Genomic DNA, 17146 nt, shown 5'->3' with positions numbered 1-17146 from the left:
TCAGCTCCAACCGGCGCGGGTACGGCGGCTGGAGTACAGCGCCAGTAGCACCAGGAAAGAAAACACCAGCATCGCCGCCGCCAGCCAATGGGCCTGGGTGTATTCAAGGGCTTCGACATGGTCGTAGATCTGCACCGACACCACCCGGGTCTTCTCGGGGATGTTGCCGCCGATCATCAGCACCACGCCAAATTCGCCGACGGTGTGGGCGAAGCCGAGGATCGCGGCGGTGATGAAGCCGGGTCGGGCCAAGGGCAGGATGACGCTGAAGAAGGTGTCCCACGGCCCGGCCCGCAGGGTGGCGGCGACTTCCAGTGGACGGCTGCCGATCGCGGAAAAGGCGTTTTGCAGCGGCTGCACCACAAACGGCATCGAATAGATCACCGAGCCAATCACCAACCCGGTAAAGCTGAAGGTGAGGGTGCCAAGCCCGAGCGCCTGGGTGACCTGGCCAATCCAACCGTTGGGGCCCAATGCCAGCAGCAGATAAAAGCCGATCACGGTGGGCGGAAGCACCAACGGCAGGGCCACCACCGCGCCCACCGGGCCGCGAAGCCGCGACTGGGTGCGCGACAGCCACAGGGCAATGGGCGTGCCGATGAGCAGCAGGATCACCGTGGTCAGCGACGCCAGTTTCAGGGTCAGCCAGATGGCGGCGTAGTCGGCATCGGTCAGCGGCATCAGGGTTTGTAACCGTAGGCTTGGATGATGGCGGCGGCTTTCGGGCTCTTCAGATAGTCCATCAGCGCCCGGGCGGCGGGGTTGTCCCGGCCCTTGCCGAGGATCACGGCGTCCTGCTTGATCGGGTCGTGCAGTTCGGCCGGAACAATCCACGCCGAACCGCTTGCCAGCTTGCCGTCCTTGAATACCTGGGACAGGGCGACGAAGCCGAGCTCGGCATTGCCGGTGGAAACGAACTGATAGGCCTGGGTGATGTTCTGGCCTTCGACGATCTTGGCCTTGACCTGCCCGGTGAGCCCCATTTCAGCCAAGACCTGGGTGGAGGCGAGGCCATAGGGCGCGGTTTTCGGGTTCGCGATGGACAGGTGCTGGAACGCGTTTTTTCGCAGGACCTGGCCCTTGCCGTCAACGTAATCGTCCTTGGCCGACCATAACGCCAGCGTGCCGACGGCATAGGTGAAGCGCGAACCTTTGACGGCATCGCCTTCGTTTTCCAGTCGGGCCGGGGTTGTGTCGTCAGCGGCCAGGAACACTTCGAACGGCGCGCCGTTCTTGATCTGGGTGTAGAACTGCCCGGTCGCGCCGTATGCGGCGATCAGTTTGTGCCCGGTGTCCTTCTCGAAACCGGCGGCGATGGCCTGGATCGGCGCGGTGAAATTGGAAGCGACGGCGACTTGCACCTCATCGGCTTGGGCAGCGTTGGCATAAAGACAGGCAGCCAGGAGCGGGGCGAAATGGATGGGGCGCATGGGCAAGGTTCCGTGGGGGCGGGTTCGCTATATAGCGGAATATATAGCGAACCGCTGACAAACGGAACGCGGCGTTTTGTCAGCGTTGGCAGAGAGCCTGTACAGGTGACGTTGACCGAGCGGCCGCCTTCGCCAGCAGGCGCCCAAGTCAGCCCTTGAACCGAGCCAGCGCCTCCTCAGCCAGACGCCGCGTCAGCTCGCCACTGGGCAACTCACGCCCCATGGGAAACGCCTGGCCGGCCCAGAGATTGGAGAAGTCAGCTTCGTCCTTCGCGCGAAGGGGCATCAATGCTCCGCCCGCCAGAGGGAATGCCGGGGCGAGCGGGCTCATCGGGCCGACTTCGCGCATCACGCGGTTGACGATCCCTCGGGCCGGGCGACCGGTAAACAGGTTGGTGACCGCCGTCTGGCTTTCCTTGGCCGTGCGCAACGCCCGATGATGGGACGCGCTGATCTTCGCCTCGGGCGTGAACAGATAGGCACTGCCCAGTTGCACCGCCGACGCGCCCAGGGCAAACGCGGCGACGATTCCCCGCGCATCACCGATACCGCCGGTGGCGATCACCGGCACCTTCACTGCGTCCACGATCTGCGGCAGCAGGGCGAACAGGCCCACTTGAGTGTTGAGGTCTTCACTGAGGAACATCCCGCGATGACCGCCGGCTTCATAACCCATGGCGATGATCGCGTCGCAGCCGTGCTGTTCGAGCCAGATGGCTTCCTCGACGGTGGTGGCCGACGAGAGGATTTTCGCGCCGGTGGCCTTGACCCGATCCAGCAACGACTTTTCCGGCAGGCCGAAGTGGAAGCTGACCACCTTGGGCCGCAGTTCTTCCAGCACGCGACAGGCCGCATCGTCGAATGGCGTGCGATTGGACACTGGCGTCGGCGCGTCGAAATCCACGCCCAGTTCTTCGTAATAAGGCTTGAGTCGTTGTTTCCAGGCTTCGGCCCGCTGCTCATCAAAAACCGGCGGTTGATGGCTGAAAAAATTCACGCTGAACGGCTTGTCGGTCTGTTCGGCAATGTCGGTCAGCGCCTGGCGCAGTTGCGCCACATCCAGCATCGCCGCAGGCATCGAGCCCATCCCACCGGCATTGGACGTGGCGACTACCATCGCCGGACCGGTCACGCCAGCCAGCGGCCCCTGGATGATGGGATGCTCAATGCCGAGCAGGTCGAGAATGCGGGTGTCTGGCCACTGACTCATGTCCGGGTGTCTCCGACGGCAGAAGGAAACGCTGTTTTTAGCAGGTGTGACCCGGCCAGGGCCAGTCGAGTTTTTCAATCGATGCCCGGGTTGATCCCGACGCAAGGATCGGTACGATGCGGACTTCACCATCAAGGAGCCCGACCCATGGACATGAGACTCAGGACTGTCGACCCCTTCACGGTTGCCGGATTGCAGGTGCACACCCGTAACGCCGACGAGCAGCAGGGCGAGACCGCGAAAATCGGCCCGATGTGGCAGCAGTTCTTCACCGAAGGGCTGTTCGACCGGATCCCGGCGCGTCAGTCAGATTCGTTCGTCTACGGGGTGTATTCCGGCTACGAGTCTGATGCCACCGGCTATTTCGACGTGACGGCGGGGGTGCAGGTCGATGCCACGAGCGCAGGCTACCCCGCCGTGGACATCGAGGGCGGGGATTACCTGGTGTTCTCGGCCAAGGGTGAAATGCCCGATTGCGTGATCCAGGCCTGGGGGCTGATCTGGGCCTATTTCGCCGATAATCCGCAGACCGTGCGCCGGTTCACCACTGATTTCGAGGTGTACAACGCGCCTGATTCGGTGGCGATCTATATCGGCATTCAATCCTCAGGCGAGCGTTCCAGCGCCAGCAATTGACGCTTGCGCTCCACGCCCCAGCGATAACCCGACAAGTTGCCGTCGCTGCGTACCACGCGGTGGCAGGGGATCGCCACGGCGAGGCTGTTGGCGCCGCAGGCCTGGGCCACGGCGCGAACCGCTTTCGGCAAACCGATGCGCTGGGCAATCTCGGCATAGCTGGCGGTGCTGCCAGGTGGAATTTCCCGCAGGGCCTGCCAGACCCGCTCCTGGAACGCCGTGCCGCGCAGGTCCAGCGGCAAGTCCAGGCCCAGGGCCGGCGCTTCGATGAACCCCACCACTTGGGCGATCAATTGTTCGAATTCCCGGTCGGCGCCGATGAGGTTGGCGCGGCGGAATTTATCTTGCAGCTCGCGCACCAGTGCGTCCGGATCGTCCCCCAGCAGGATCGCGCACACGCCACGCTCGCTTTGCGCCACCAGGATCGCCCCGAGGGAGCACTGGCCGACGGCAAAGCGAATGTCGGTGTTTTGCCCGGCGGCCCGGTAGTCCGCGGGTTTCATACCAAGGACTTTGTCGGCGGCTTCATAGAAGCGGCTGTTGGAATTGAAACCTGCGTCGTACAGCGCTTCGGTGACTGAGCCGGCGTCGGCCAGGCGTTCGCGCACTTTGCGCGAGCGATGGGCGGCGGCATAGGCCTTTGGGGTCAGGCCGGTGACGGATTTGAAGACTCGGTGGAAATGAAAGGGGCTCAAGCCTGCCGTCTTCGCGAGGTCATTCAGGCCTGGCAGGTCGTCGGCCGCCTCGATCTGGCGGCAGGCGGCCGCGACCCGCGCGGCTTGTTGCGCGGCGATCTGGGTCTGGTCCCTCGCCAGGCGTCTGCTGGGGCGGTAGCCGGCCGCCTGAGCCTGTTCCGGCGTGTCGAAGAATTCGACATTGCGCGGGTTCGGCAGGCGCGACAGGCTGCTGGGGTGGCAATAGATGCCGGTGGTCTTCACGCCATAGACAAATTGCCCGTCGGCGCGCGCATCCCGTGCGAGCACGGCGGCCCAGCGAGGGTCCTGATCAGGGGCGAGGGTATTCGAAGTGCTGTTCATGGTCGTTATTCCATTGGCCCGTTTTGGCTAGATTAGCGAGCCATCCAGCTGACGACACTCCGGGTCTTGCGGTTGAATTCTGCGCCTTTATCCCGCCATGCGGAACGTCAGGTTGATGCGCTGGGCGCCCAGGTGTGGATGCTCGCCCGGCTTGAGCGGCAGCACACCGTGGTAGCGCAACCGGTCCACGCCACCCCAGACCGCGATGTCGCCGTGGAATAACGGGACGCGCTGGCTTTTGTCGCTGCGCTCGAACCCGCCGAACTGGAATGTCGCCGGCAGGCCAAGGGAGAGTGAAACCACGGGGGCTGTCAGGGAACGTTCGTTCTTGTCCTGGTGCAGCGACATGCGTGCGCCGGGCACGTAGCGGTTGATAAGGCAGGCATCGGGCTCGAAGTGCTCGAACCCCGCCTGCCGGGCAGCAGTACGGGCCAGCTCGCGAAACACCGCCGGCATGTCGGGCCAGGGGTGGCCGGTCTGCGGATCATGGGCGGTGTAGCGATAGCCGCTGCGGTCGGTGGTCCAGCCGAGCGCGCCACAACTGGTCAAGGCCACCGACATGGTGAAACCGCCGGGCGTGACCATCTGCCGGAACGGTGCCGCCTGCAGGACGCTTTCCAGCGCTGGCAGCAAACGGTCGAGCCAGGGCAGGGCAAACCCGCGCAGCACGAAGGACTGCTGGCCGATCTGTTCGACCTGGCCGGGCGTGGTGGGCGCCTGGTCGGCGAACAGGTCGAAGGTGATGGGCGTGTCGTCATTGCGCATCATGAAAAATGATCCCGAGTGTATGCCGGCGGCCGCTGTGCACGCGGCTGACGCCGTGGCGCAAGTTGACTCGATAATAACCTCGAACGCCCTTGACCGGCCGCTGGTGTACGGCAAATACCAAGGCATCGCCTTGTTTCAAGTCGACGACCTGGGGCCGCGATTGCATGCGTGGGCGCTGCTCGGTAAGGACAAACTCGCCCCCGGTAAAATCCTCGCCCGGTGCCGACAGCAGGATTGCCACCTGCAACGGGAATACGTGCTCGCCGTAAAGATCCTGGTGCAGGCAGTTGTAGTCCTCGGGCTCGTACTGCAGGAGCAACGGGGTGGGACGTTGCTGCCCGGCGGCGTGACAGCGGCGAATGAAGTCGGCGTGTTTGTCGGGAAAACGTGGGGCCAGGCCCATGCAATCGTTCCAGCGGTTAGCCACCGCAACCAGCATCGGATAAAGCGACTGGCGCAGTTGCTGGACAACGTCAGGCAGTGGATAGGCAAAATACTGATACTGGCCGCGACCGAATCCATGGCGCGCCATTATTACCCGCGAACGAAAAAGCCCGGGCTCGGCGTACAAGCCGCTCAACTGTTGGCATTGCGCCGCCGGCAGCAGGTTGCGAATGATCGCGCAGCCGTCCTGGTCGAGGTTTTCCGCCAGGGTGGGCCAGTCGAGGTCGGCGAGGTGTTGGGTCAGGGAGGACGTAGTGGACATGATTGCAATCCTGTTGGAAGGACTGGTCAGTCTGAAGAATGCCGCGGTGCAGGCACCCCGATTCTTGCGGTGTGAAGCGCTTTTGTGGCGAGGGAGCAAGCTCCCTCGCCACAGGAAGCTGCTGGCAGGCTTCAGAGTGCCTTGCTGACCTTGAGCTCGGTGATCTCATCACCCGTGTCGCCATGCAGCTTTTTCAGCGTGGCCATGGCTTCTTGATCAGTGCCGGTTTGCAGTTGCGCGAACTCGAAGCGGCGTTCACCGTTGAGTTTGTACTTGATAACGAATTTGGTCGTCGGAGCCACGGTATTACCTATCTTGGGCAAGGGTCGCTCAGCTCAGCTTAGAGCTGGAGCGCCGGATGATCTTGATCTTGTGGGTCAGGGTCGGCTTGCGGGTGACGCTGATGGCGCGACGGTTGACGGTGTCGATGGTGATGTTCCAGAAACCGGTGCTGGGGGCGGTGATCCTTGCGGGGAACGTGTCGAATGCGCCGCCGTGGTAGGTGTGCCGGCCACCGTTCTTGAAACTACGGAAATTGGCGTCGTTCATCAAACGGATGTTGCACATTTGGGAGCATTCGATCACGACGATATCGTCTTCGTTGAGGTGCTCGCGCTGGTGGATGAATTTCATGGGCGCCTCCAGAAGGGCATTTCTTGCAAATCAAGACAGTAAGATGAAGCAATGATAATGGCGCGCAGTTTATCAGCACCGTGAGTTAATATCCGGCCCCGATCCTCTGCGTCTTTCATTTATCCGGCCTTTGCGGATAAAAAATGGAAGGGCGTTGGAGAAAAACGACATTCGCATTGTCGGAGGGTCTTTATCGGAGGAATCATATGAAGCGCAGCGTGTGGGTATTGGCCTTGGCCTTGGGTGGATGTGCATCGGTATCGGACATCAACCAGACGCCGCCCACCATGAGCGTCATCTCCGGGAAAAAACCTCACGAGTACGCCAAGTGTGTTGCCGACAATCTGCTGGAGAGCCGCGGCCAGTTGCAAATGGAGCCGCAAAAGAATGGCGTCCGGGTGATCGTCCCCGGCAAGCTGTCGGCGCTTCCGGCGGCGGTGTTCGATATCGAGGAGCGCTCCAGCGGCAGCAGCATCAAGCTGCATGAGAGCCTGTCCAACGTACCCGTGCGTCCTGGCGATGTGCAGGACGCGGCCAATGCCTGCATCTCCGGTTAAGCGGGGCTCGCCCTGACGGACAGGCCACGCATCGGTTAGACTGCCGCCTTCGATACAAAAATGCCGCCACGGTCGCCGTTGGCGGCATTGTCATTCATGGAGTCCGGTCGATGAAACGCGAACAGGTGCACGAGCGCCACGCAGAGGGGCTGATCCTGGCCACTCATGTGATCCAGAACCCCGCGAGCACGGGAGAATGGATCGTCTTCTTCAAGAAAAGCGCCGGGCGCAGTTTCTTCCTCGTGGACGATCAGGACGAAGTCGAATCCTTCGAGCGCCTCGACGACCTGATCGAGACCCTGCGCAGTCTGGGCATCAAGTTCGCCGAGATCCACATCTAGCCACTCGCCAAAAAAGAAACGTAGTTGCGAAACAGGACACTGGGTCTATTTGCAGACGACTACGACGCTGCGGCTGGTGAAGTTTCCTACGTCGACACCGAGGGTCTTCTCGCTGTCGTTGGCCTGTGGTGTGCCGTCAGTACCGACGATGCGGTAACCGGTACCGGCACAGGACGCATCCGCTTTCTCATAACAAGCCGCCCAGGAATTGGCCTCGCCTGAACAGTCGATGGCCAGGCCTTGTTCGCCGTTGTTCAGGTAGGTCTTTTCAGCCGAGGCACAGCCTGCCAAGGCCAGGACTGCAAACAGCGCCAGGAATGTCTTCATGAGGAGTCATCGTGAGGGGAGGAATGGCGCGAGATTATAGCGAATGGCCATTCCGGTACAGCTAAACCAGCGGCCCTCTCCGAGCAGCAGGGCTCGGGTGGGGCCGGCTGATTATTTCTTGCGGCGATTATTGCGTGCCGGAGCCTGTTCGCGTTCCCGTGGCGCTGGTGCAGAGCGCTCGTCCTGGAATACCGCGGCGACTTCCACCGCCATCGTCTTGGTGGGCAAGGGGCCGGCGACCTGCTCGCCATGGTAGTTGATAATCCACCATTGGCCGTCCTTGTCCTGGCTGACCGAATAACCGTTTGCGTTCTGTGTTGCCGACATCTAACTGCCTCGTTGGCGGGATCAAGGCGGCCATGATACGCCAAATGCTCGCAAACAGCGTCGATGGGCGTACAGTGGGGACCGCTGGAACCATCGAAGCGAAAGGCGATTGAACTATCGCCCGGTTTATTTCTCTATGATGGCATCGGTTGGCCAGCGCAGGCATTGTAAGGTGCCTGCCGGCTGATTAGACTGCGCCGAAACTTGTACACACCGCCTTTTCAAGGACTTATATGATCAAGAAATGCTTGTTCCCTGCAGCCGGTTACGGTACTCGCTTCCTGCCAGCGACTAAAGCCATGCCCAAGGAAATGCTGCCGGTGGTGAACAAGCCACTGATCCAGTACGGCGTCGAAGAAGCCCTGGATGCGGGCCTGACGGAAATTTCCATCGTCACCGGCCGTGGCAAGCGCGCCCTGGAAGACCATTTCGACATCAGCTACGAGTTGGAAAACCAGATCAAGGGCACCGACAAGGAAAAATACCTGGTCGGCATCCGCAAACTGCTGGACGAGTGCTCGTTCTCCTACACCCGCCAGACCGAAATGAAAGGCCTGGGCCACGCGATCCTGACCGGCCGCCCGCTGATCGGCGACGAGCCGTTTGCCGTGGTCCTGGCGGACGACTTGTGCGTCAACCTGGAAGGCGACGGCGTACTGACCCAGATGGTCAAGCTGTACAAGCAGTTCCGTTGCTCCATCGTGGCGATCCAGGAAGTGGATCCGCAGGAAACCAACAAGTACGGTGTCATCGCCGGCGAAATGATCCGCGAAGACATCTACCGCGTTCACAGCATGGTCGAGAAACCAAAGCCTGAAGACGCGCCGTCGAACCTGGCTATCATCGGCCGCTACATCCTGACCCCGGACATCTTCGACCTGATCGAACAGACCGAGCCAGGCAAGGGCGGTGAAATCCAGATCACCGACGCCCTGATGAAACAGGCCCAGAACGGCTGCGTAATGGCCTACAAGTTCAAGGGCAAGCGTTTCGACTGCGGTGGCGCCGAAGGCTACATCGACGCGACCAACTTCTGCTTCGAGAACTTCTACAAGACCGGCAAGGCTTACTGATAGCCTGCCGGCGTCACACCTTGAAAAACGCCCCGACTGGTTCGGGGCTTTTTTTTGCAAAACAATCGGAGGCTAGCCTGTGCCGGCGATGCCCGGCATCATGCCTTTTGCTGCATCTGCCGGATGACATTGCCGAACAAGGGATCGTCCAGGTAGGCCACGTTGAGCCGGGTCCAGGGCACGATGTTCTTCGGCTGGGTGGAAAAGATTGCCCCCGGCGCGAGCATGACGCCCTGGCCCAGGCAATGGCGAGTCAGCGCATTGGAGTCCTCCACGCCGGGAAACCGCGCCCAGAGGTACAGGCTCTGTTCCGGCCGGCAGAACACCTCGGCACCCAGTTCGTCGAGCAACGCCAGCCCTCGGGCCGTGGCCAGGCGCAGGCGGTCCTGCAGGCGCGACAGGTGCCGCAGGAAGTGACCTTCACCGAGGATCACGTCAATAGTTCGTTCACTGTATTCGGCCCCGCTGTTGTGCAGCACCATCTTGATGTCGGCCAGTTCCTCTATTCGCTGCTTGCTGCCGGCGATAAAACCCACCCGTAGCGCCGCCGACACCGACTTGGAAAAACTGCCCAGGTACAGTGTGCGCTGCAACTGGTCCAGGGCCGAGAGCTTCATCGCCGAGCTGGGTTTGAAATCAGCCATGGCGTCGTTTTCCACCAGCAGCAGGTCATGGGTTTCTGCGATGCGCAGCAGTTGGTGGGCCTTGGCCGGGGAGAGGTCCGAGCCGGTGGGGTTGTGGCCGATGGACTGGAGGAAAAACAGCTTGGGCCGGTGCGCCTTGATCAGTTGTTCGAGGGCCTCCAGGTCCGGTCCGTCGGGTTCGCGTCGCACGCCGAGCATTCGTGCGCCTTGCAACTGGAGTTTGCCGAACAAGGGGTAATAACCGGGGTCTTCTACCAGCACCGGGTCGCCCGGCATCACATAGCGCCGGATGATCAGGTCCATGCCGTGGTTGGCCCCCAGGGTGGTAACCAATTGCCGGGTCGAGACCGCGATATTATAGCCGGCGAGCTTCTGCACCAGCCGCGCCCGCAGGCCCGAGTTGCCCAGCCGCGTGCCGTAGCGAAATAGCGTGGTGACACCGGCCCGCACCACCTGGCGATGGAATTTGTCCAGGCGCATGTCCATCAGCCATTCCACCGGCGGGAAGCCCTCGCCCAAATGCGAGTGTCCTGGGTCGCGGACGAATTGCTGGCGCATCATCCAGATGGTGTCCAGGGCGCGGTTGTAGGGCAGGGCTTCGTCTTCCTCGGCGACGGTTGCCACCCGCTTGATCACGAAAAAGCCCTGGCCATGACGCGCCTCCACCAGGCCTTCCGCTGCCAGATGCTCATAGGCGGTAATCACGGTGTTTTTCGAGTGTCCGTGCAGGCGCATGTATTCGCGCAGGGAAGGCAGTTTTTCGCCAGCCCTCAGCGCTCCGTCGGTGATCTGCTGCGTGATGGCTGCAGCGACCTGCTGTGCGAGGGTCTGGCGCGCCATAAAGGCTCCTGTCGAATCCGGATAGGGGTACAGAGGGCGAACTGTTCGGCAAAACTGTACCTTCTTTCAAGGCTACACATGGGGCAATTTGTCGGCATCCAATAACAAATGACTCCCCGAGGAGCCCTTGATGTCGATCGATTCCCGCTTGCCCGATTTCCGCAATCTTTCCCCCTCCGAACGCCTCGAACACATCCGCCAGCTATTGGACCTGAGTGCTGATGACGCCGCGCTGTTGCGTGACGCGGGTGCGCTGCCGCTGGAAATCGCCGATGGCATGATCGAGAACGTCATTGGCAAGTTCGAGCTGCCTTATGCCATCGCCAGCAACTTCCGCATCAATGGTCGCGACCTGTTGATTCCCTTGGTGGTCGAGGAACCCTCGATTGTCGCAGCCGCTTCGTTCATGGCCAAACTGACCCGCCCGGCCGGTGGCTTCCAGACTTCCAGCAGCGCGCCGCTGATGCGCGCCCAGGTGCAGATCATCGGTGTGTCCGATCCCTTCAATGCACGGCTGAGCCTGTTGCGCAGCAAAGAGCAAATCATGGCGCTGGCCAATAGCAAGGACCAGTTGCTCAACAAGCTGGGCGGCGGTTGCCGCGACCTTGAGGTCCACACTTTTGCCGACAGCCCTCGTGGCTCGATGCTGGTGGCGCACCTGATCGTCGACGTGCGCGACGCCATGGGCGCCAATACCGTGAACACCATGGCTGAAGCCGTGGCGCCGCTGATGGAAGAGATCACGGGCGGTAAGGTGCGCCTGCGCATCCTGTCCAATCTGGCGGACCTGCGCCTGGCCCGTGCCCAGTTGCGCATCGCCCCGGAGCAGTTGGACACCGCCCAGTACAGTGGCGCGGACGTGATCGATGGCATCATCGATGCGTACACGTTCGCGGCCATCGACCCTTACCGCGCGGCGACTCACAACAAGGGCATCATGAATGGCATCGACCCGCTGGTGGTCGCCACCGGAAACGATTGGCGTGCGGTGGAAGCGGGAGCCCATGCATACGCCTGTCGCAGCGGCCACTACGGTTCCCTGACCACCTGGGAAAAGGACAGCGCCGGCCACCTGGTGGGCACCCTCGAAATGCCGATGCCCCTGGGCCTGGTGGGCGGCGCGACCAAGACACATCCGCTGGCGCAACTGTCGTTGCGCATCCTCGGCGTCAAGACCGCCCAGGAACTGGCGGAAGTTGCCGTGGCCGTCGGCCTGGCCCAGAACCTCGGCGCCCTGCGAGCCCTGGCCACCGAGGGCATCCAGCGCGGACACATGGCGCTGCATGCGCGCAACATCGCGCTGTCCGCCGGCGCCCGCGGCGAGGAATTGGAGTGGTTGGTCAAGCGCATGGTCGAGGCGCGGGACGTACGGGCCGACCGTGCCGAAGCCCTGCTGCGCGAAAAGCGCGGACAATGAGCATGGACAGCGTCAGGCTGGTGGAGGTTGGCGCCCGGGACGGCCTGCAGAACGAGGCTCGCAGCCTGCCCGTCGAGACCCGCGTGCTGTTGCTGGAGCGGCTGGCCGCGGCCGGTTTGCGCACGATTGAGTCCGGCGCTTTCGTCTCGCCGCGCTGGGTGCCGCAGATGGCCGGCTCCGATGAGGTGCTGCGTCGGCTCACGCCGCGGCCTGGGGTAACGTACACCGCGCTGGTGCCCAACCTTGAGGGGCTGGAGCGGGCGCTGGCGGTCGGCTGCCGCGAGGTGGCGGTATTCGCAGCGGCGTCCGAGGCATTCTCGCAACGCAACATCAATTGCTCCATCGCCCAGAGCCTGGAGCGCTTCCAGTCGGTACTGGCCAGGGCCCGGGAGGCGGGTGTGGCGGTGCGCGGCTACGTCTCCTGCGTGATGGGTTGCCCGTTCACTGGCCAGGTGCCAACGGCCCGGGTCGTCGAGGTCGCGCGGGCCCTACACGAAATGGGCTGCTACGAAATCAGTCTTGGCGACACGATCGGTACTGGCACGCCGGGCCAAACGGCGCGGTTGATCAAGGCCTGTGTCGCCGAAGTGCCGCTCACGGCGCTGGCTGCGCATTTCCATGACACCTACGGCATGGCCGTGGCCAATGTGCATGCCGCGCTCGAGGCTGGCGTCAGGGTGTTCGACAGTTCGGTCTCGGGCCTGGGCGGCTGTCCGTATTCTCCGGGAGCTACCGGCAATGTCGCCAGTGAAGAACTGGTGTATCTGTTCCATGGCCTGGGCCTGTCCACGGGCATTGATCTGGCGCGGCTGATTGAAGCCGGCGCCTTTGTCGACCAGGCCTTGCACCGTCCTACCGGCTCGCGAGTCGCCAAGGCCCTGCTCCACAAGCACAATCAATTGGAGATCCCATGAAGCTGCTCACTGAAACGCTGGCGAACCTCAGCAAGGCCACAGGGCCCCTCAAGGGAGTGACCGTGCTGGACCTGACGCGGGTTGTGGCCGGGCCTTATTGCGCCATGCTGCTGGCGGACATGGGGGCCACGGTTATCAAGATCGAAAACCCGGGCGATCCCGACCTGACGCGGGAGTTCCCGCCCATGAGCCGTACCTCCAGCGAGCCGCTGAGCGGTTTTTTCGCCCAGTTCAATCGCAACAAGATGGCGGTGGGCCTGGACCTCAAGCAAGCCGACGGCAAGGCCACGTTCCTGGCGATGGTGCGTAAGGCCGATATCGTGATCGAGAACTTCCGACCCGGCACCATGGATAAGCTCGGCCTGGGGTACAAGGTGCTCAAGGAGATCAACCCGGCGCTGGTATTCACCGCCATCAGCGGCTTCGGCCAGCACGGGCCCAACTCGTTGCGCCCGGCCTTCGATAGCAGTGCCCAGGCCAGCGGTGGATTGTGGTCGATGAACGGCACGGTGGAGGAGCCGATGCGCGTCGGCACCGTGTTGGGCGACCTGTCAGCGGCGTTGTATGCCGCGATCGGCACGCTGGGGGCGCTTCGCGAAGCCGAGCGCACGGGCCTTGGCCAACTGGTGGACGTGTCGCAGCAGGATTCGATCGTCTCCCTGACCGAAAACGCCCTGGTGACTTACACCGAGACCGGCAAGGTGGTGCAGCCGGAGGGTAACGGCCATCCGTTCGTGAGGCCTTACGGGCGCTACGCCTGCAAGGACGGCTTCGTGTTCTTCGGCGCCTACACCGACAAGTTCTGGCGCGAAGCCTGCCGGACCTTCGGCGATGAAGCCCTGGCCTCCGACCCGGAAATCGACACTATGGCCAAGCGCTTCGATGCCGACACTTATCGGCGCAAAGTCAAGCCCGCCGTCGAGCGCTGGTGCGCCGCCCGCACCAAGGCCGAACTGGAAGCCATGACCGGCGACCGCTTCCCGCTGTCGCCAATCAAGAGCATGGACGAAGTGGTCGCCGACCCACACCTGCGCGAGCGCGACATGGTGGTGACGGTGGATTATCAGGGGGCGCGGTTCGACGTGTTCGGCAACCCGGTGAAACTGTCCGGCGGCACCCTGGAAAAAGGCGCCAGCGCACCCGGCGTCGGCCAGCATAACCTGCAGGTGTACCGTCAGTGGCTGGGGCTCGACCAGGCGCAATACGACGATCTGCGGCTGCGAGGTGTCATTTGATGCCGGCTTGCATGTGTGTGACCGTCGGGTGGGGAGGCCGTCCATGAGCTTGATCACCGAGTCGATCAGAAGCTGCATCGGTGCTGCCCTGCCGCCCGTGCGGTTTGAGGTCTGCCGCAGTGACATCCGCAAGTACGCGGTGGCCACCGGACAGCGCCAGGCCCGTTTCCTGAATGGGGACGAGGCGCCGTTGATGTTTCTGTTCGGCGTGTTGATGCCGGTACTGCCCCTGGACCAGTTGCTCGACGACGGCCGGCAGCCGGACAACCCGCTGGTCCCCGAGCTGCCGCTCAAACGCATCATGGCCGGCGGTTGCCAGTACCAGGTCCACCGGCGGATTAATGCTGGCGATGTACTGGTGTGCCGGCAGACGCTGGTCGATATCTACGAGAAAGAGGGCGCGCAAGGTCCATTGATTTTCCTGGTGTTCGAAAATCGCTTCGAAAGCGAAGCGGGGTTGCTCCTCGTGACCGAACGCCTGACCCGGATCGCGAGGTAAGCATGCCCAAGACAATCGAAGTCGGCCAGTTGCTGCCATCGCAGCGTTATGCACCGGGTACGGTACAACTGTTCCTTTACAACGCGGCGATCTGGAACCCGCATCGGATCCACTATGACCTGGCCTACGCCCGGGAATGCGAAGACCATCCGGCGCTGCTGGTGGACGGACCGCTGCAAGGCGATTGGCTGACCCAACAGGTCTATGAGTGGATGGAGGAGGACGATGAGCTACTGGCATTCGAATACAGCAACCGACGACCGGCCTACGTCGGCGATGTGCTCCAGGCCCGGGGCAAAGTCGAAGGTATCGAACACAACCTCATCCTGCTGTCGCTGGAGATCATTAACCAACATGAGCAAGTGACCACCCTGGGCCGCGCCACGGTACGTCGGCCCCAGGCCGATTGACCTGTACCGGATTGACCCTTTACCCGTCACCGGCCATTGACCGGGACGGTCTATTCCTCGATAAAAACAAAAGCCCGCAAGGGCCGGAGGACACCATGCAACACGACCATTCAACGCCAGCCTTGGCGGCCGAACCCTCCTTGGGAGAGGGCGGTCCAGCAAGACAGAACCTCTACGAAGTCTGGGGCGACACCATCGACGTCCGCGACCTGGCGATCTCCATCGCTATCGGCGCGGTGGTCAGCCTCGGGGCTTATTTTGCCGCCAAGCTGTTGATGCACAGCCTGGTGGAATCCGCGCAGATGGCCAGGGCCTACGCCATGCTTGTCGGGATCCTTGGTTGCTTGGCCGGCGGCGCCATCAGCGCGTTTTTTTTCAAGCCCAAGCGCGAGGTGCTCGAACACCAGGCCGACCAGGGTTTCCGCGAGCAAGTGGTGGCGGATCTGCTGAAGGAGTACGGCAGCTTGGGGCGCCTGGAAGATCTTTCACCCGAGGTCACCGCTGAGCTGAAGGAACTGCAACTGTATGAATTGTTTCGCCAAGCCCAGGCCTGTGAGGAAGAGGCTCGCCCGGTCAATGCCAGCGTGGCGCCGAGCGCCGGCGCAGCGGTCAGCCTGAGTGGAGGGCGCGGCTGATGGACGCCTTACTCTACGAAATCATGGTTGCGTTCGCTCTGGGACTGTTGGGAGCGGTGGTGTTCGCCGCCATTGGCCTGGTCTCGGGCACGGATGAAACCACCACCCTGGCGCCCTTGACCCTGCTGGTGGTGCTACTTGGCGCACCGCCTGCCGGTGTCCTGACTTTTTTCCTGGCGGGGGCGGTGGCCAAGCACATGACCCACGCGGTGCCGACCGCATTGCTCGGCATCCCCGGCGATACTGCGGCGACCGCGTTGCTGGCGGACGCGAACTACCTGCGCAAACTCGGCGTACCCCATATTGCCTTGCGCAAGATGATCTCCGGGGCGGCGGTGGCGGCTTTGATTGCCGTGCCCTTGTCGGTGCTGTTCGCAGTGCTGCTGGCGCCGTTCGGTGAGGTCATCAAGCAATTTGCGCCCTGGGTGTTTCTCTGCGCGGCACTGACCATCGCTTATTTCTCGGCGGGCCGCTGGGCGGCGGTGCTGGCCCTGGTGCCATTCGTCATGGTGATCGTGGCCTTGCAGGCGCTGACCGGGCAATACGGGGTGAAGCTTTCGGTGAGTTACTTCCTCGGCATTGCCGTCGCGCCCCTGATCGCCTCGCTGTTTTCCCTGCTGGCGCCGGCCGAACGGCAACGCATGCGGCGCGACGACTACCGAGTGTTTTCCCTGGCCCCCGATGTGAAGGGCTGGAGCGGCTATTTTCCCAACCCATTGAAGATCATCAACCCGCGTCAGACTCGCGTGACGGCCATGGCGGCCAGCGTATCGAGCGCCACGTTCGTGTTCAGTCCGGTGGCCATGACGGTGATAATGGGCGAGATCATCGGCTCACGGATCAAGCACGCCTATGACCGCCTGACCACCGTGATCACCGCGCGAAACGGCGTTACCGAATCGACCTACATCGCCGAAACCCTTATCCCGCTGATGGCCTTCGGACTGCCGCTGAGCCCGGTCGCTGCGGGCCCGGCCGCGCCCTTGTTCAATGCGCCCCCGCGGTTCTGGGTGGACAACGCCACCGGTGAGATCAATAACCTGCACAATTTGCTCAACACCTGGGAGTTCCTGGGCTACGGCATGCTCGCGGTGATCGTGGCGATCCTGGTGGCGTATCCGTTCACCATGAACTTCGCCCATGGCGCGGCGGCGTTCGTGGCACGCCGGATCAGTCATGAGGCGGTCATCGCAACTTTCATCGGCCTGGTACTGGTGATCGGTATCTGGGAGGGCGGGCTGCTGGGCCTGATGGTGATTCTCACGATCGGCCTGTTGGGAGGATTTCTGGCGCGTTTCCTGGGCTTCAACATCGGCGTGCAGTTCATGGCCTACTACACGGCGGTGCTCAGCGTACCGGCGATCGTCGCGCTGGCAGGAAGCTAGCGCCTGCGCGTCATCAAGCTTTCCTGACTTGAACCATCCAGGGTGCAGCAGATCCGCAACGATCTGCTGCTGCCCATCAAACGAAATAATAACAATGAACAGCTTTTCTGGCGTTCGACGAG

General features: G+C 62.5%; 22 protein-coding genes. 11 read left to right on the top strand and 11 right to left on the bottom strand.

The window, feature by feature from the left end; genetic code table 11:
* The 3 genes from modB to JZ00_RS01895 all read right to left on the bottom strand — a co-directional run bounded on the left by modB (position 1) and on the right by JZ00_RS01895 (position 2640).
* The gene (gene modB, locus JZ00_RS01905; RefSeq protein WP_039592960.1) at positions 1–681 is read right to left on the bottom strand and encodes a molybdate ABC transporter permease subunit; all 681 of its coding nucleotides are present in this window, start codon (positions 679–681) and stop codon (positions 1–3) included.
* Entirely contained in the window at positions 681–1430 is a 750-nt protein-coding gene (gene modA, locus JZ00_RS01900; protein ID WP_039592961.1) for a molybdate ABC transporter substrate-binding protein, read from the bottom strand. Before modA ends, modB begins: the two co-directional genes overlap by 1 nt.
* A gap of 148 nt (positions 1431–1578) precedes the next feature.
* Entirely contained in the window at positions 1579–2640 is a 1062-nt protein-coding gene (locus JZ00_RS01895) for an NAD(P)H-dependent flavin oxidoreductase (protein WP_039592962.1), read from the bottom strand.
* A 147-nt stretch (positions 2641–2787) separates the two neighbouring features.
* Between JZ00_RS01895 and JZ00_RS01890 the strand changes: the two genes are divergently transcribed.
* Positions 2788–3276, top strand: coding sequence for a GyrI-like domain-containing protein (locus tag JZ00_RS01890; RefSeq protein ID WP_039592963.1), 489 nt, complete (start codon positions 2788–2790; stop codon positions 3274–3276).
* On the opposite strand, the gene ada is transcribed toward JZ00_RS01890, so the two are convergent.
* From ada to JZ00_RS01870, 5 genes are all read right to left on the bottom strand, one after another.
* Positions 3240–4313 (bottom strand): bifunctional DNA-binding transcriptional regulator/O6-methylguanine-DNA methyltransferase Ada, encoded by a 1074-nt coding sequence (gene ada, locus JZ00_RS01885; protein ID WP_039592964.1) that lies wholly within the window; start codon positions 4311–4313, stop codon positions 3240–3242. The genes JZ00_RS01890 and ada overlap by 37 nt on opposite strands.
* 87 nt (positions 4314–4400) lie before the next feature.
* Entirely contained in the window at positions 4401–5081 is a 681-nt protein-coding gene (gene alkB / locus JZ00_RS01880) for a DNA oxidative demethylase AlkB (RefSeq protein WP_411829943.1), read from the bottom strand.
* On the bottom strand, positions 5068–5787 hold the full coding sequence (locus JZ00_RS01875) for a 2OG-Fe(II) oxygenase (RefSeq protein WP_039592965.1): 720 nt from the start codon (positions 5785–5787) through the stop codon (positions 5068–5070). The genes alkB and JZ00_RS01875 overlap by 14 nt, the downstream gene beginning before the upstream one ends.
* A 131-nt stretch (positions 5788–5918) precedes the next feature.
* A complete protein-coding gene (locus JZ00_RS31160) occupies positions 5919–6101 on the bottom strand; it encodes a hypothetical protein (protein ID WP_412177654.1) in 183 nt (60 codons plus the stop codon).
* Positions 6102–6117: 16 nt separating this feature from the next.
* A complete protein-coding gene (locus JZ00_RS01870) occupies positions 6118–6420 on the bottom strand; it encodes a DUF1883 domain-containing protein (RefSeq protein ID WP_003182962.1) in 303 nt (100 codons plus the stop codon).
* A gap of 206 nt (positions 6421–6626) precedes the next feature.
* Here JZ00_RS01870 and JZ00_RS01865 point away from each other — a divergent pair, with 206 nt between their 5' ends.
* The gene (locus tag JZ00_RS01865) at positions 6627–6977 is read left to right on the top strand and encodes a hypothetical protein (RefSeq protein ID WP_039592966.1); all 351 of its coding nucleotides are present in this window, start codon (positions 6627–6629) and stop codon (positions 6975–6977) included.
* Positions 6978–7087: 110 nt separating this feature from the next.
* Positions 7088–7318 carry a hypothetical protein gene (locus tag JZ00_RS01860; RefSeq protein ID WP_039592967.1) on the top strand — a complete coding sequence of 77 codons (231 nt, stop codon included), beginning with the start codon at positions 7088–7090 and terminating at the stop codon, positions 7316–7318.
* A 45-nt stretch (positions 7319–7363) separates the two neighbouring features.
* On the opposite strand, the gene JZ00_RS01855 is transcribed toward JZ00_RS01860, so the two are convergent.
* Positions 7364–7645 (bottom strand): hypothetical protein, encoded by a 282-nt coding sequence (locus JZ00_RS01855; RefSeq protein WP_039592968.1) that lies wholly within the window; start codon positions 7643–7645, stop codon positions 7364–7366.
* A gap of 111 nt (positions 7646–7756) precedes the next feature.
* A complete protein-coding gene (locus JZ00_RS01850) occupies positions 7757–7972 on the bottom strand; it encodes a hypothetical protein (RefSeq protein ID WP_039592969.1) in 216 nt (71 codons plus the stop codon).
* Between the two features lie 233 nt (positions 7973–8205).
* On the opposite strand from JZ00_RS01850, the gene galU reads away from it, so the two are divergent.
* Positions 8206–9045, top strand: coding sequence for a UTP--glucose-1-phosphate uridylyltransferase GalU (gene galU / locus JZ00_RS01845; protein WP_039592970.1), 840 nt, complete (start codon positions 8206–8208; stop codon positions 9043–9045).
* 98 nt (positions 9046–9143) lie between these two features.
* Here the strand turns inward: galU and JZ00_RS01840 are convergent, their stop codons facing one another.
* Complete coding sequence (locus JZ00_RS01840) at positions 9144–10529, bottom strand: aminotransferase-like domain-containing protein (protein ID WP_039592971.1); 1386 nt, start codon at positions 10527–10529, stop codon at positions 9144–9146.
* Positions 10530–10659: 130 nt separating this feature from the next.
* Here JZ00_RS01840 and JZ00_RS01835 point away from each other — a divergent pair, with 130 nt between their 5' ends.
* From JZ00_RS01835 to JZ00_RS01805, 7 genes are all read left to right on the top strand, one after another.
* Positions 10660–11946 carry a hydroxymethylglutaryl-CoA reductase, degradative gene (locus JZ00_RS01835; RefSeq protein WP_039592972.1) on the top strand — a complete coding sequence of 429 codons (1287 nt, stop codon included), beginning with the start codon at positions 10660–10662 and terminating at the stop codon, positions 11944–11946.
* Entirely contained in the window at positions 11943–12860 is a 918-nt protein-coding gene (locus JZ00_RS01830; protein WP_039592973.1) for a hydroxymethylglutaryl-CoA lyase, read from the top strand. The genes JZ00_RS01835 and JZ00_RS01830 overlap by 4 nt, the downstream gene beginning before the upstream one ends.
* The gene (locus JZ00_RS01825) at positions 12857–14095 is read left to right on the top strand and encodes a CaiB/BaiF CoA transferase family protein (RefSeq protein ID WP_039592974.1); all 1239 of its coding nucleotides are present in this window, start codon (positions 12857–12859) and stop codon (positions 14093–14095) included. Before JZ00_RS01830 ends, JZ00_RS01825 begins: the two co-directional genes overlap by 4 nt.
* Before the next feature lie 43 nt (positions 14096–14138).
* Complete coding sequence (locus JZ00_RS01820; RefSeq protein WP_039592975.1) at positions 14139–14594, top strand: FAS1-like dehydratase domain-containing protein; 456 nt, start codon at positions 14139–14141, stop codon at positions 14592–14594.
* A 2-nt stretch (positions 14595–14596) separates the two neighbouring features.
* Positions 14597–15004 carry a hotdog family protein gene (locus tag JZ00_RS01815; RefSeq protein WP_039592976.1) on the top strand — a complete coding sequence of 136 codons (408 nt, stop codon included), beginning with the start codon at positions 14597–14599 and terminating at the stop codon, positions 15002–15004.
* 95 nt (positions 15005–15099) lie between these two features.
* Positions 15100–15639 carry a hypothetical protein gene (locus JZ00_RS01810; RefSeq protein WP_232916745.1) on the top strand — a complete coding sequence of 180 codons (540 nt, stop codon included), beginning with the start codon at positions 15100–15102 and terminating at the stop codon, positions 15637–15639.
* Positions 15639–17024 (top strand): tripartite tricarboxylate transporter permease, encoded by a 1386-nt coding sequence (locus JZ00_RS01805; RefSeq protein ID WP_198723483.1) that lies wholly within the window; start codon positions 15639–15641, stop codon positions 17022–17024. The genes JZ00_RS01810 and JZ00_RS01805 overlap by 1 nt, the downstream gene beginning before the upstream one ends.
* Positions 17025–17146 lie beyond the last annotated feature (122 nt).

It is taken from the genome of Pseudomonas frederiksbergensis, assembly GCF_000802155.2.
GTDB classification, from domain to species: domain Bacteria; phylum Pseudomonadota; class Gammaproteobacteria; order Pseudomonadales; family Pseudomonadaceae; genus Aquipseudomonas; species Aquipseudomonas frederiksbergensis_A.
The sequence above is the reverse complement of the archived record's forward strand: the minus strand, read 5'-3'. Positions and strand labels throughout refer to the sequence as shown.

Excerpts from the sequence above, each read along its gene's own strand:
- modB (WP_039592960.1), bottom strand. The coding sequence starts at position 681 with ATGCCGCTGACCGATGCCGACTACGCCGCCATCTGGCTGACCCTGAAA.
- modA (WP_039592961.1), bottom strand. The coding sequence starts at position 1,430 with ATGCGCCCCATCCATTTCGCCCCGCTCCTGGCTGCCTGTCTTTATGCC.
- JZ00_RS01895 (WP_039592962.1), bottom strand. The coding sequence starts at position 2,640 with ATGAGTCAGTGGCCAGACACCCGCATTCTCGACCTGCTCGGCATTGAG.
- JZ00_RS01890 (WP_039592963.1), top strand. The coding sequence starts at position 2,788 with ATGGACATGAGACTCAGGACTGTCGACCCCTTCACGGTTGCCGGATTG.
- ada (WP_039592964.1), bottom strand. The coding sequence starts at position 4,313 with ATGAACAGCACTTCGAATACCCTCGCCCCTGATCAGGACCCTCGCTGG.
- alkB (WP_411829943.1), bottom strand. The coding sequence starts at position 5,081 with ATGATGCGCAATGACGACACGCCCATCACCTTCGACCTGTTCGCCGAC.
- JZ00_RS01875 (WP_039592965.1), bottom strand. The coding sequence starts at position 5,787 with ATGTCCACTACGTCCTCCCTGACCCAACACCTCGCCGACCTCGACTGG.
- JZ00_RS01870 (WP_003182962.1), bottom strand. The coding sequence starts at position 6,420 with ATGAAATTCATCCACCAGCGCGAGCACCTCAACGAAGACGATATCGTC.
- JZ00_RS01865 (WP_039592966.1), top strand. The coding sequence starts at position 6,627 with ATGAAGCGCAGCGTGTGGGTATTGGCCTTGGCCTTGGGTGGATGTGCA.
- JZ00_RS01860 (WP_039592967.1), top strand. The coding sequence starts at position 7,088 with ATGAAACGCGAACAGGTGCACGAGCGCCACGCAGAGGGGCTGATCCTG.
- JZ00_RS01855 (WP_039592968.1), bottom strand. The coding sequence starts at position 7,645 with ATGAAGACATTCCTGGCGCTGTTTGCAGTCCTGGCCTTGGCAGGCTGT.
- JZ00_RS01850 (WP_039592969.1), bottom strand. The coding sequence starts at position 7,972 with ATGTCGGCAACACAGAACGCAAACGGTTATTCGGTCAGCCAGGACAAG.
- galU (WP_039592970.1), top strand. The coding sequence starts at position 8,206 with ATGATCAAGAAATGCTTGTTCCCTGCAGCCGGTTACGGTACTCGCTTC.
- JZ00_RS01840 (WP_039592971.1), bottom strand. The coding sequence starts at position 10,529 with ATGGCGCGCCAGACCCTCGCACAGCAGGTCGCTGCAGCCATCACGCAG.
- JZ00_RS01835 (WP_039592972.1), top strand. The coding sequence starts at position 10,660 with ATGTCGATCGATTCCCGCTTGCCCGATTTCCGCAATCTTTCCCCCTCC.
- JZ00_RS01830 (WP_039592973.1), top strand. The coding sequence starts at position 11,943 with ATGAGCATGGACAGCGTCAGGCTGGTGGAGGTTGGCGCCCGGGACGGC.
- JZ00_RS01825 (WP_039592974.1), top strand. The coding sequence starts at position 12,857 with ATGAAGCTGCTCACTGAAACGCTGGCGAACCTCAGCAAGGCCACAGGG.
- JZ00_RS01820 (WP_039592975.1), top strand. The coding sequence starts at position 14,139 with ATGAGCTTGATCACCGAGTCGATCAGAAGCTGCATCGGTGCTGCCCTG.
- JZ00_RS01815 (WP_039592976.1), top strand. The coding sequence starts at position 14,597 with ATGCCCAAGACAATCGAAGTCGGCCAGTTGCTGCCATCGCAGCGTTAT.
- JZ00_RS01810 (WP_232916745.1), top strand. The coding sequence starts at position 15,100 with ATGCAACACGACCATTCAACGCCAGCCTTGGCGGCCGAACCCTCCTTG.
- JZ00_RS01805 (WP_198723483.1), top strand. The coding sequence starts at position 15,639 with ATGGACGCCTTACTCTACGAAATCATGGTTGCGTTCGCTCTGGGACTG.